This is a genomic window from Luteitalea sp., from assembly GCA_009377605.1.
Taxonomy (GTDB): Bacteria; Acidobacteriota; Vicinamibacteria; order Vicinamibacterales; family Vicinamibacteraceae; genus WHTT01.
Map to the genome: position 1 here is coordinate 1 of WHTT01000133.1, position 12371 is coordinate 12371.

At 64.4% G+C, this 12371-nt stretch carries 11 protein-coding genes; 10 read left to right on the plus strand and 1 reads right to left on the minus strand.

Annotation, left to right across the window (positions count from 1 at the left end; genetic code table 11):
- From GEV06_26400 to GEV06_26435, 8 genes are all read left to right on the plus strand, one after another.
- Positions 1–1189, plus strand: a 1189-nt coding sequence (locus tag GEV06_26400; protein ID MPZ21394.1) for an AAA domain-containing protein, incomplete at its 5' end; no start/stop codon positions are given.
- A gap of 83 nt (positions 1190–1272) precedes the next feature.
- Positions 1273–1608 carry a metalloregulator ArsR/SmtB family transcription factor gene (locus tag GEV06_26405; protein ID MPZ21395.1) on the plus strand — a complete coding sequence of 112 codons (336 nt, stop codon included), beginning with the start codon at positions 1273–1275 and terminating at the stop codon, positions 1606–1608.
- 8 nt (positions 1609–1616) lie between these two features.
- Positions 1617–2171, plus strand: a complete 555-nt coding sequence (gene nuoB / locus GEV06_26410) for an NADH-quinone oxidoreductase subunit NuoB (protein MPZ21396.1) — start codon at positions 1617–1619, stop codon at positions 2169–2171.
- A complete protein-coding gene (locus GEV06_26415) occupies positions 2168–4216 on the plus strand; it encodes a hydrogenase 4 subunit B (protein ID MPZ21397.1) in 2049 nt (682 codons plus the stop codon). The genes nuoB and GEV06_26415 overlap by 4 nt, the downstream gene beginning before the upstream one ends.
- A complete protein-coding gene (locus GEV06_26420) occupies positions 4213–5154 on the plus strand; it encodes a formate hydrogenlyase (protein ID MPZ21398.1) in 942 nt (313 codons plus the stop codon). Before GEV06_26415 ends, GEV06_26420 begins: the two co-directional genes overlap by 4 nt.
- A 33-nt stretch (positions 5155–5187) precedes the next feature.
- The gene (locus GEV06_26425) at positions 5188–5844 is read left to right on the plus strand and encodes a hypothetical protein (GenBank protein MPZ21399.1); all 657 of its coding nucleotides are present in this window, start codon (positions 5188–5190) and stop codon (positions 5842–5844) included.
- Between the two features lie 15 nt (positions 5845–5859).
- Entirely contained in the window at positions 5860–7335 is a 1476-nt protein-coding gene (locus tag GEV06_26430) for a hydrogenase 4 subunit F (GenBank protein ID MPZ21400.1), read from the plus strand.
- Positions 7332–8906, plus strand: coding sequence for a formate hydrogenase (locus GEV06_26435; GenBank protein MPZ21401.1), 1575 nt, complete (start codon positions 7332–7334; stop codon positions 8904–8906). Before GEV06_26430 ends, GEV06_26435 begins: the two co-directional genes overlap by 4 nt.
- Positions 8907–8994: 88 nt before the next feature.
- Here GEV06_26435 and GEV06_26440 read toward each other — a convergent pair whose 3' ends face one another.
- Positions 8995–9585: a hypothetical protein gene (locus GEV06_26440; protein ID MPZ21402.1), complete on the minus strand. Its 591-nt coding sequence runs from the start codon at positions 9583–9585 to the stop codon at positions 8995–8997.
- A gap of 389 nt (positions 9586–9974) precedes the next feature.
- Here GEV06_26440 and GEV06_26445 point away from each other — a divergent pair, with 389 nt between their 5' ends.
- Together GEV06_26445 and GEV06_26450 are read left to right on the plus strand one after the other, a co-directional pair.
- Positions 9975–11435 (plus strand): NADH-quinone oxidoreductase subunit D, encoded by a 1461-nt coding sequence (locus GEV06_26445; protein ID MPZ21403.1) that lies wholly within the window; start codon positions 9975–9977, stop codon positions 11433–11435.
- Positions 11423–12371 (plus strand): molybdopterin-dependent oxidoreductase (locus tag GEV06_26450; GenBank protein ID MPZ21404.1); only part of this gene is annotated, 949 nt, incomplete at its 3' end. The genes GEV06_26445 and GEV06_26450, both read left to right, overlap by 13 nt.

The window sequence follows — 12371 nt, forward strand, 5'->3', positions numbered from 1 at the left end:
GTTGCTTCGCCGCATCCGCGAGCTTGACCCGGACCTTGCCTTCATCTTGATGACGGCATATTCGTCCACTGAAAGCGCCGTCGAAGCCATCACGCTCGGCGTCTATCATCACGTCAAGAAGCCGTTCAATCTCGACGAGATGGTCGTCTTCGTGCAGCGTGGCCTCGAAACCACCAAGCTGCGCCGCGAGGTCAAGGCGCTGCGGGCGAGCCAGTCTGCCCCCTACTCCTTCAATCACATCATGGGCGAGTCGTCAGCGATGGTGGCGGCCAAGACCCTCCTCCGCAAGGTCGCCGCGAGCGGCTCCTCGACGGTGCTCATTACGGGCGAGAGCGGAACTGGGAAGGATCTCGCGGCCAAGGCGATGCATTATGCCAGCCCGCGACGCCTACGCCCTTTTATGAACATCACGTGCTCCGCCTTGACCGAAACGTTGCTCGAGAGTGAGCTCTTCGGCCACGAGCGCGGCGCGTTTACCGACGCGCGCACACAGAAGCGCGGCCTCCTCGAACAAGCAGATGGCGGCACCGTCTTCCTCGACGAGATTGGCGAGACCAGCCCGATGTTCCAGGTGAAGCTGCTGCGCTTCCTGGAAGAGAAGACGTTCAAGCGCGTGGGCGGTGTGGCGGACATTCGCGTGGATGTGCGCGTCGTGGCGGCGACCAATCGGAATCTCGACCACGAGGTTCGCGAGGGACGGTTCCGCGAGGATCTGTTCTATCGCCTGAGCGTGCTGCCCCTGACGATGCCATCACTGAGGGAACGTCGCGAGGATATCCCGCCTCTGGCCCACTACTTCGTGGATCAGTTCAACCGAGAGTTCCGGAAGCACGTGCGCGCCGTGGCACCGGACGCGATGAAGAGCCTGCAAGCGGAGCCCTGGCCCGGGAACGTACGCCAGTTGCGGAATGCCATCGAACGCGCCATGCTCCTCACCGACGAGGACGTGCTGACCAGCGAGTTTCTGATGCTTGCGCCGGGTAGCTCCACGCGTGGGCGGTTGGTCCTGCCGCCCGAAGGGCTCAATATCGAGGAAGTGGAGCGCGAGCTCGTCATGCAGGCGCTCGAGCGCACGCACGGCAATCAGACCCGCGCGGCCGCGTTGCTCGGCATGCACCGCGACCAGATCCGGTACCGCATCGAGAAATTCGGCCTCATGAAGGTCCCGCCCGGCACCGCCGCGAGCTGACACGCGCTGCGCACACCCACTCCGAGGACGTGACGTCACCGAAATAATGTTGCAATAAATAAATATAGTAATATTCTAATGTTGTGCCCACCGCGCTGCAGGCCTTCAAGGCTGACTTCTTCCGCGCGCTCGCTCACCCCATCCGCATAAGAGTCCTCGAGATACTCAGTACAGGTGAACGCACCGTCCAAGAGCTGCAACAGCTTCTGCAACTGGAGCAACCTGTGGTGTCCCAGCATCTTGCGGTGCTCAGAGCCAAGAACATCGTGACACCGCGGAAGGTGGGAACGACCGTCCAGTACGCCCTTGGCGATCCGTTGGTCAGCGAGCTGCTCTCGGTGGCGCGGGAGATTTTCAACAACCGTCTCGTCGACACGCAGACGATGTTGAAGGAGCTCCGGCGAGAAAGACGGAAGTAGGCACGGCGATGTTGCTGTTTTCGAAGATCTGGAGAACGAGGATCGCGACCGAAGCGGTGCCACCTGGCGATCCAGCAGCGATCGAGATCGTCCGTGTACTGGAGCAGCGGATCAAACGCCTCCTCGGTCGGGCGCTGGCGATTCGGGAGATCGATGCGGGCTCGTGTAATGGATGCGAGCTCGAGATCACGGGGCTCGCCAGCCCAATCTACGACATGGAGCGATTCGGCATGCACTTCGTCGCGTCGCCGCGCCATGCCGATCTGCTCCTAGTGACCGGGCCAGTTACGCGGAACATGGAAGTTCCGTTACGCCGGACCTACGACGCAACGCCAGCGCCGAAGTTTGTGGTCGCGGTGGGTGATTGCGCCAAGAACTGCGGGGTGTTTGGCGGCAGCTACGCTGTCGTGGGGCCGGTCGATCGGGTCATCCCCGTTGACATCTCCATTGCCGGGTGCCCACCCGAGCCGTTCGATATCTTACGCGGCATTCTGCAAGGGCTGGATCGCTTCGCGGAGAAACGCACAAGGGTGATGCCCATCAGCGAGGGATCCCCGCGATGACCGTCGCGAGTGGCGCGCTCGGGGTCATGGCCGGCGCGTACCTCGTGGGGGGCGGACTGGCTGTCTTGGCGCGTTCTCCACGCATGGCCCGTGTGGTCACAGTGGTCGGCGCCGTCGTCGGCTCTGCCGCGGGCCTGATCGCCGCCGCTACTGTGCTGAAGACGGCCCACCCCGCGGAAGCCACACTCTCCAGCCTGGTCGCCGATGCAGGCGGCATCGTGATTGGTCTCGATCGTCTCGGCGCCTTCTTTTTGGCGCTGATCGCCGCCGTGAGCCTCCTCGCCGCCCTCTACGGCGTCAGCTACACCGCGGAGTACGACGGCCGTCGGTCGCTGCGCCTCTTCGGGCTGATCTTCAATGGATTTCTCCTCGGGATGAGCCTCGTCGTGTGCGCCGCGAACGTTTTCACCTTCCTGTTGGCGTGGGAGCTCATGGCGGTGACGTCATACTTCCTCGTCATGACCGAAAACGAGAGCCCTACGACCCGACAGGCCGGTCTGTCGTACGTGGCGATGACGCATTTCGGGCTCGTGATGCTGCTTCCGATGTTCTTCCTGATGGCACCGACGGCCGGCGCCACCACCTTTCCGGACTTGCGGGCCGGAGCGGCGGCACTGCCCGCCGGTACGCGAAGTCTCGTGTTTCTCTTGGCGCTCGTGGCCTTCGGCTCGAAGGCTGGCATCGTCCCGCTCCACGTCTGGTTACCGCGGGCACACCCTGCGGCACCGTCTCACGTGTCTGCGCTCATGTCAGGCGTGATGATCAAGCTCGGCATCTACGGCCTGATGCGGGTCACGATTGATTTCCTCGGGCCTGGCCCTTCCTGGTGGGGTGGGCTCACGCTCGTCGCCGGCTGTCTCTCGGCTCTGGTGGGCGTGCTCTACGCCTTGACCGAGAACGATCTCAAACGACTCCTCGCGTACTCCTCGGTGGAGAACATCGGCGTCATCCTGCTCGGGATTGGCGCCGGCCTGGTCCTTCAGAGCCACGGCCTTCACACGCTCGCTCTGGCCGGATTTGGCGCGGCGCTCTTGCACACGTGCAACCACGCATGTTTCAAGGCGCTCCTCTTCCTTGGCGCGGGCAGCGTCCTTCAGCAGACCGGCACCCGCAACATGGAGCAGATGGGCGGGCTGATCAAGGGCATGCCGCAGACGGCGCTGATGTTCCTGGTTGGATCGGCTGCCGCTGCGGCACTGCCGCCGCTCAATGGTTTCACGTCGGAATGGATGATCTTTCAAGCGCTGTTGGCCGGCGGACGAATCCCGCCGCCCGCCGGTGCCATCGGAACACCTCTTGCGGTCGGCGTCCTCGCCCTCACGAGTGGGCTTGCCGCCGCCTGTTTCGTCAAAGCGTTCGGCATCAGCTTCCTGGCGATGCCGCGCTCCGAGCGGGCCGCTCGCGCCCATGAGCCACACTGGTCGGCCCGGGTGGTCATGGCGGTGCCGGCGATGGGCTGTGTGCTCCTGGGTCTGGCTTCACCGCGCCTCGCCAGCGCAGGCCACAGCCTTATCGGCGAGATCATCGGGACCCGCTCCTCGCTCTCCGCTGCGACACCAGCCGTCACCCCGGCGCGCGCCTGGCTCCTCGCGCCGGACGGCATCTCGCAGGTGTCGCCCGCGTTGATCACCGTCGTCCTCTTGTCGGTCATCGTCGTCGCGCTTGCGCTCACCCGAGCCCGTCGCGTTGGACTGCGATACGCGGACACATGGGGGTGTGGCCGCATTCGGCACACGGCACGCATGGAATACACCTCGTCGGCATTTGCGGAACCGTTGCGGCGAATCTTCTCCGAGCTATACCGCCCCACGCAAGACCTCAGCATTAGCGTACATACGGAGTCGCGATACATCGTTCGCTCCATCACGTACACGAGCGTGGTCGTGCCGTGGTTCGAACGCGCGCTCTACGAGCCCGTCATGCATGGCATGCGCGGCTTGGCCACACACGTGCGCCGGTTGCAAGCCGGCTCCGTGCATCTCTATCTGCTCTATGTGGCGGTGGCTCTCGTCGTGGCGCTGATCGCGGCTTGGTCGTTCCGATGATTCGCCCTGTGGCCATCCTCGCTCAGACGCTTCTCGCCGTTGCGCTCGCGCCAGCGCTCGTGGGCTTCATTCGCTGGTTGAAGGCACGCCTGCAGGGCAGGATCGGGCCCGCACCGTGGCAGCCGTACTTCGAGCTCCGGAAACTGTTCGGGAAGGAAGCGGTTGTCTCTCACACCGCGTCCTGGCTCTTCCAGGCCACTCCGTTCGTGGTGTTTGGGACCAGCACCGTGGCCGCCTCGCTTGTCCCGCTGGTCGTCGCACTCCCCGATCCCGTGGTCATCGGTGATCTCTTCACCCTCGTTTATCTGCTGCTGTTCGGGGCGTTCTTCCTCGCGCTCGCGGGTCTCGACACCGGCTCCCCGTTCGGCGGAATGGGTGCGTCCCGGGAGATGACCGTCGTGGCACTCAGCGAACCGACGGTGGCGATGTCGATTGTCGCGTTGGCGCTGAGCGCCGGCTCGACGGGCTTCTCGCAGATCATCGGTCGCACGATTGCCGAGCCCGCAATAGCGCTCGGCCCGGGGCATCTCCTCGCCTTTGCGGCATTGTTCATCGTCACACTCGCTGAGACCGGGCGGCTGCCGGTCGACAACCCATCAACGCACCTCGAGCTCACGATGATCCATGAGGCGATGTTGCTCGAGTACTCAGGACCTTACCTCGCGCTGCTCGAATGGGGCGCCGCGCTAAAGCTGCTGGTGCTCTTTGCGCTGGCGGCAAACCTCTTCATGCCGTGGGGCATCGCTGTCTCGCTCTCACCGAGCGCTGTGATGGTAGGGCTACTGAGCTTCGTCGGGAAGCTGGCCGTCCTGGCGGTAGTCGTCGCGGTGCTCGAGACGCGCGTTGCGAAGCTGCGCCTCTTTCGAGTCCCTGAGTTGCTCAGCGCGTCGTTCGTGTTGGCGCTCCTGGCCGTGATTTCGACGTTCCTCGCGAGGTGAGCCCCAGAAGAGTCACGGGGTGAGACGGGCGCTATGAGCGGGCTTTTTTCTCAACTGGTCACGTTGGGCAGCAGCGGGATGTTGCTGACTGGGCTGATTGTGCTGTGGCGCAAAGGGATACCGGCCTACATCACGGCGTACCGTTGGCAATCGTGGCTGTTGGCGGCCGTGACCGCAACCATTGGGTACTTCGGCGGGGACCCGGCGCTGTACTGGGTAGCGGGCTTGCTGCTGATCGTGAAAGGCATGGCGATTCCCGCCCTGCTGCGCGCGATGCAGCAACGACTCGGCATCCAGTGGAAGATCGCCCCGTACGTCAATACGGAGACCTCGCTGCTGATAGCTGGGCTCCTCGTGCTGTTTGCGTACGTGCTGGCACGGCCGTGGGTGATGGTCAGTGAGCTGCCCACTCGTACCGGACTGCCACTCGCCATGGCCCTCTTGTTCGTGAGCCTGTTCATCATCGTGAGCCGCAGGAAGGCCATTACGCAGGTCATCGGATTTCTGATGCTGGAAAACGCGATTGCGCTGCTGGCTGCCGTGGGCACGTACGGCGTACCGCTGCTGGTCGAGATCGGCGTGTGTCTCGACGCGCTGATGGCCTTTCTGGTGATGCAAATCTTCGTCTACCACATTCACGAGACGTTCAACACGATCGACGTGGACGAGCTCACACGGCTCAGGCACTGAGCACGCGTCCACCACATGGGGCCCGAGAAGCGCGCAATAGATATGTTGACGCTCACTGCTGTGCTGTTACCACCTTTGCTGGCTTCCGGCCTCGCGGTGCTCGTCCGCCCGTACCGGCGATTTGTTGGCTGGCTCGGCTTGTCCTGTGCCGCGCTCTCCTTCCTCGCGTCAAGTCGCCTGTGCTTGGAGGCGTTCTCGGGCGAGATGAGAGGCCAGCGCGCCGCCGGTGGTCTGTGGCAGGTCGACTCTCTCTCGGCGCTTCTCGCGCTGTGCATCGCGTTTGTCACGCTGCTGGCAATGGCAGTGGCGCCCGGACTGCGTCGGTCCGACGATGCCGACGCTGTCCAGACGCGTCGCCTACGCATCTTCATGAGCGCATTTGCGTTCACCATGCTCGTGGCGGTCACAGTCCAGAACGCCGCGCTGATGTGGGTCGCGATCGAGGCGACCACCATTGCCTCGGCTCTCGCGATTCCGCTGCACCGTACCAAAGCGTCGGTCGAAGCGTCGTGGAAATACCTCCTGCTGTGTTCGGTCGGCATTGCGCTGGCGCTCACCGGGACGATCCTGGCTTCGTTCACTGCGGGAGAAACACCGATCGGGCAGAGCTGGGTGGCGCTGCGGAGCACTCCGCTCTCTCTCCACCCGCAGCTGTTGCAGCTTGCTTTCGCGTTCATTCTGGTTGGCTATGGCACCAAGGCCGGCTTGGCTCCCATGCACACCTGGCTGCCCGATGCACACTCGGAAGCGCCTTCTCCCATATCCGCCATGATGTCCGGCGTACTGCTCGCCGTCGCGACGTACGCCATCGCCCGTTGGAAGGCCGTCGTCGACGCTTCGGTCGATCCAACGTTTTCCAACGCGCTCCTGATTGGCTTCGGGCTGCTATCGGTCGCCATTGGCGCCCTGAGCCTCGTCATTCAGCAGCACTACAAGCGCATGCTCGCTTACTCGAGCGTCGAGCACATCGGGCTCGTCACGATCGGTCTCGCGCTCGGCCCACTGGGCGCCTTCGCCGCCTGGCTGCACGTGATCAATCACGCCGTGGCCAAGTCCGCAGGCTTTCTGCTGGCTGGCCGAATTCTGTACCGGTACCGGACCACGGAAATCGCCAGTGTCAGCGGGCTCCTGCACGTGATGCCCTGGACCGGCGGCCTCTTCGCCACCGCCGTCTTGGCGCTCGTTGGCCTGCCGCCGTTCGGCCTATTCGTCTCGGAATTCCTCCTCGTCCAGGCAGCTGTTGCCAACCACAAGATGTGGCTGGCCGCCATTGTGCTGCTGCTGCTGTTGATTGCCTTCATCTCATTGATGGGCCATCTCAACCGGATGTTGTACGGCCCCGCTCCCGATGATGTGCCTACCGGAGAACGCGCGAGCTGGCCGATCCTGGTCCTGATTGTGCCAGTGGCCATCCTCGTCCTCCTTGGCGTTGCGCTTCCAAAGCCCTTCTCGGCGTTCATTCATGACAGTGTTGCGAGTCTGCTTCAATGACCCCTTGCGATACGGTCTTACATGCCGTGAGCCACAGCGCGATCGATGTGACAGAAATCACCATCAGGCGCGTGAACGAGGTGCACTGCCTCGTCTCGCCTCGCGACGTGACACGCCTTGCCGGCGTCGCGCTCCGTGAGCTTGGCGCCGACCTGATCTTGATGACCGCCGACGACCGGCGTTCGGCCACGGGTACCTTTTTCGTCCACTATTTGTTCGCTCACCGCACGCAGAACTGGTTCCTCCACGCATCCGTTCCTCTCGATGGAGGTCGACCGCTGCTCGGCTCGCTGGCGGCACTCTGCTATCCAGCCTCCAGATTCGAACGTGAGATACGGGACCTATTCGGCATCGTCATCTCTGGACATCCCGACCCCAGCCCGCTGGTGAAGCACGGGTTCTGGCCCTGCGACTACTATCCACTCCGTAAGAACGCGGCGACGGCCGTGTTCAGCGATGACGGCCAGCCATTTCCCTTCACGGAGGTGGGCGGCGAAGGCGTCTATGAAATACCGGTTGGGCCGGTCCATGCAGGTGTGATCGAGCCAGGGCACTTTCGCTTCAGCGTGATGGGTGAGACGATCATCAACCTCAGAACCCGTCTCTACTTCACGCACAAGGGCACGGAGAAGCTGTTCGAGGGACGCCAACCGGCCGACGCCGTCGAGCTGGCCGAACGCATCTCGGGCGACACGAGCGTCGGCCACGCCCTTGCGTACTGTCAGGCAGTCGAGGCGGTCACCCAGGTCGACGTGCCGCCGCGCGCGCAGCTCTTGCGGGTGATCCTGTTGGAGCTGGAGCGTCTCTACAATCACATCGCTGATGTCGGGGCCATCGTCAATGACACCGGGTTTGCCGTGGCGCATGCGCACTGTTACCGAATTCGGGAGCGCTTGCTACGCTTCAACAAGCGAATCACGGGATCGCGGTTGCTTCGCGGTGTTCTGGTTCCAGGGGGTCTCGGGCGGGAGCTGACGCTTCCCCCGGATCTCACATCGCAGGTACGTGCAGCGGTAGCGGACTTCGACGACGTTGTCGGGATCTGCCTGAAGAACACGCTGGTTGCCGACCGCCTCGAAGGTACGGGCGTGCTACACACCGACCGCGCGAGGGATCACGGCGCGTTGGGGTATGTCGGCCGCGCGTCGGGCCTCGACATCGACGTGCGCCGGGATCATCCGTTTGCGGCATATGCGCAGCTTCACTTCCACGTGCCCGTCTTCACGAGCGGTGACGTCAAGGCGAGGATGTCCGTAAGAGTGGACGAGGTCCACGAGTCGGCGACGTTGATCGACCAGGCGTACCGCGCGCTGCCCTCCGGCGCGATTCGAGCGAGTGTCCCCCACCCAGGTGCCTTTACCGCGGCGTTCGGGATCGTCGAAGGCTGGCGTGGCCGAATCGTGCACTGGTTGATGACCAGCGAGGATGCGACCCTGCATCGTGTCAAGATCGTCGATCCCTCGTTCTTCAACTGGCCCGCGTTGTCGTATGCCCTTGAGGGGAACATCGTCCCCGACTTCCCCTTGTGCAACAAGTCATTCAATCAGTCCTACTCCGGCAATGACCTGTAATGCTATTGCGGGCGCTGGCGGAAATATACCGTGATCTGTCCGCAAGGCATGTGCTATGCAATGGGTGCTCGCCTGGATCGCCTGCGTGTCACGGCGTTGTTGAAGTGCGCAGCCGCTCGCGAACGTATCGGCCGACGAGCAAGGCCGCTGGATAGGTGACCTCTTCGTCGCGCCACGCGTGGCGGAGGATTTGGTCTGCCAGGAAGGCGTACCTTGGTCGACTCTCCGCCCAGGCCATCCGCTTCAGCTCCTCGACGGCGCGAGCAATGTCGCGGTCCTCGTCCAGTAACACAGGAAGCTCTGCGCGCAGTCTCTCAGTGAGTGGCAGGATGTCGCGCATCCGTTCCGGCGTCTCGTCGCGCGCGAGCACCTGCAGGAGGCCGAGCGCTGGAAAGACATCGCGTTCTTCTTTCCGGAAATGCGCTGTGAGCAGCGCGGCGAGGTGCCTCGCCGCTTCACCTGTCGCACCCGGCAGATCCGCCGCGCGCGCCAGCTCGCAGTGGATCTCGGCATGTTCCAGGACCAGCGGCCGCGGTGCCCGCCAACTCATGGCTGACGCGGCCTGCTGCGAGGGCGTACTGGCACCGCTGGCCGCCACAGCCACCAGGAGCACGAGGCCAAGCCAGATGCCGCGTGGTGAGCCGTGTCTGCTCGAGCGGTGTGGGGCCGGCGTTGTCATAGCATCCTCCACGTCGATATCCCTGTCGGTCGATAGTTGGGATATCAGCTCCCCAACTCAATGAGCGCAAGCACAGTGCCAACGACGTCCTGGCTTTCCGCACGGAAAACAGAGGGATGGGCGACGTGACCTGGCTTCGACGCGAGCAGTTTTCAGCACGGGCCGAGGAATATTCCCCGCTGTTTCCTGGCTTTGATACCAGCGAGGAAGCCGCCACGTCATTCGATGTTCACCCGGATAGAGTCGGTAACTCCTTCACCTTGTCACCTTGTCACCTTGTCACCTTGTCACCCGCTCAACCCTCTGTCCCTGCCCTCGCTCCTCCGCCCTGCCTTTGTGGCACAACTCCTGCTGCAGTCATTGATGTGCGCAGTGCGACCAACAGCTTCATGTGGTGGCAACGGGTGACTGCCGACCAACCATCGACACCCGACGTCGCCTCGTTCTTCCATTGTCTCGATCCGCCGGCAGGGCCGGACTGCTGTCGAGGCACGGCATGCTTCGTCGCACGGCGTAGGGACCCCGCCCGGTGGACGCGGGCGATGACTCAGCACCCACCGAGCTATTGTCTCGGACGGTGTTATCGGGCGCCGGCCAGCACGGAGGATGGCCCGGTGCGGCCGACGATCCGGGCCGCGTGCCCAGGCCCGATCCTGCTGGAGCGCGTGGCGGATGGTGACCACAGCGAGCTGAGCACCTACGCGCGCGCGGGTGGATATCGGGCCCTGGAACGCGCCCTCGATCTCCAGCCAGCGACGCTGGTCGACATGATTCGCCGCGCAGGGCTCCGCGGCCGTGGCGGCGCCGCCTTCTCCGCCGGTCGCAAGTGGGAGGCCGTCGCCGCAGCATCCGGTGTCACGAAGTGGGTGGTCGTGAATGGTGACGAAGGTGATCCCGGCGCCTACAGCGACCGCATCCTGCTCGAACAGGATCCACACGCCGTGCTCGAAGGGCTGCTCATCGCCAGCTATGCCGTCGGCGCATCGCATGCGGTCGTGTACGTGCGGCGCGAGTATCCCGAGGCGGCGGCAGCCGTGAGGCGCGCGATCGATCAGGCGCGCGATGCGCGACTGCTCTCGAGCCCGCTCGGCGCAGCCCGCCACACCCTTGATGTGGACGTCGCCATCGGCCATGGGAGCTACGTGTGCGGGGAGGAGACCGCCCTCCTCAACGCGCTCGAGGGCCGTCGCGGCGAGCCGCGTCTGCGCCCACCGTATCCGGCAGCGGCCGGCCTCTTCGGCGTTCCCACGCTCGTGAACAACGTCGAGACGCTCGCCAACGTGCCCTGGATCGCGCGACACGGTGCCTCTCATTACCGGCGGCGTGGCACATCGGACAGCGCGGGCACGAAGCTCGTGTCACTTAATTCGCTCTTCCGGCGTCCGGGCCTCTACGAGGTGGAGCTCGGTCTCCCGCTCCGCGCAGTTGTCGACGACCTCGGGCACGGCCTGGTCGACGGCCGATTGACGGCACTCTGGGTCGGTGGTCCACTCAGCGGTGTGGTCCCGCCACAGCTGCTCGAGACGCCACTCGCCTTCGACGCCATGCGAGCGATCGGTGCAAGCGTCGGCCACGGTGGTGTGGTGGTCATCGACGAGCACACGAGCATCGGTGAGCTGATCGAGCACGTGTTCGAGTTTGGCGCCTTCGAGTCCTGCGGTCTCTGCACACCGTGTCGTCTCGGCACGCGCCGCCTGGCCTCGCCTGGACGGCTCACGCGCACCGAGTGGACACGACTCACGACCGCGCTGCGCGCCGCGAGCCTCTGCGGTTTCGGCAACGGATTAGCTGACTTCGCCGCGAGTATAGAGCGCTACTACGCCGAGGAGCTTGACCGATGCCTCGCGTAACGATCGACGATGTCCCGTACGAGGTCGCATCCGGCACGCTGTTGGACGCGCTCACGAGCGTAGACCGGGCTGTCCCAGCGCTGTGCCATGATGCGCGCCTCGCACCCATCGGCATGTGCCGGCTGTGTCTGGTCGACGTCGCGGGGTTCCCCTCACCGGTCGCCGCGTGTGCCACGGCCGTGGCGGACGGCATGCAGATCCGGACGCGGACTCCCGCGCTCGAGGCGTTGCGCGGAACCTTGCTCGAGCTGCTGGCCGCGCAATATCCCGCTGAGGCCGTGGCGGCCAGCCCCGATGAGCCATTCCACCGGCTGCTCAGAGAGTACAGGGTCGCCGCCGCCGACCCAATGCCGTCGCGTCTGTCCGTTGACGATGCCCACCCCTACATTCGCGTCGATCTCAACCGCTGCATCGCGTGCATGAGGTGTGTGCGCATGTGCGCCGACGTGCAGGGCCAGTTCGTGTGGCGGGTCTGGGAGCGTGGTGATCGCATCGACGTTCGACCAGACTCGAATGGACCTCTGGTCGACAGCGGGTGCGTCAGTTGCGGCGCCTGCGTCGACACCTGTCCAACCGGAGCGCTCGAAGACAAACCCTTCGACTCGGCCCAGGGCCTCGCTCAGGGCGAGCCTCCCGTGCCAGCAGAGACGCACTGGACCACGACGACCTGCCCGTACTGTGGCACGGGCTGTGAGATGTCCGTGGGTGTCGCCGGTGACCGCATCGTTGGCGTCCGCCCGGTGCTGTCCGGCCGCGTGAGCCGAGGCCATCTCTGCGTGAAGGGGCGGTATGCGTTCGAGTTCAACGCCGCGCCCGACCGCGTCACGACCCCATTGATCCGCGCTGGCGGGGAATGGTGCGAAGCTTCCTGGACCGAGGCGTTGACGTTTGCGGCCCGTCGCCTGCAGGCCATCATCGACCGCGACGGACCGGATG

What these genes read in the sequence shown, in the direction of transcription:
- nuoB (MPZ21396.1), top strand. Translation starts at nt 1,617, where the DNA reads ATGTTGCTGTTTTCGAAGATCTGGAGAACGAGGATCGCGACCGAAGCG.
- GEV06_26415 (MPZ21397.1), top strand. Translation starts at nt 2,168, where the DNA reads ATGACCGTCGCGAGTGGCGCGCTCGGGGTCATGGCCGGCGCGTACCTC.
- GEV06_26420 (MPZ21398.1), top strand. Translation starts at nt 4,213, where the DNA reads ATGATTCGCCCTGTGGCCATCCTCGCTCAGACGCTTCTCGCCGTTGCG.
- GEV06_26425 (MPZ21399.1), top strand. Translation starts at nt 5,188, where the DNA reads ATGAGCGGGCTTTTTTCTCAACTGGTCACGTTGGGCAGCAGCGGGATG.
- GEV06_26430 (MPZ21400.1), top strand. Translation starts at nt 5,860, where the DNA reads ATGGGGCCCGAGAAGCGCGCAATAGATATGTTGACGCTCACTGCTGTG.
- GEV06_26435 (MPZ21401.1), top strand. Translation starts at nt 7,332, where the DNA reads ATGACCCCTTGCGATACGGTCTTACATGCCGTGAGCCACAGCGCGATC.
- GEV06_26440 (MPZ21402.1), bottom strand. Translation starts at nt 9,585, where the DNA reads ATGACAACGCCGGCCCCACACCGCTCGAGCAGACACGGCTCACCACGC.
- GEV06_26445 (MPZ21403.1), top strand. Translation starts at nt 9,975, where the DNA reads ATGTGGTGGCAACGGGTGACTGCCGACCAACCATCGACACCCGACGTC.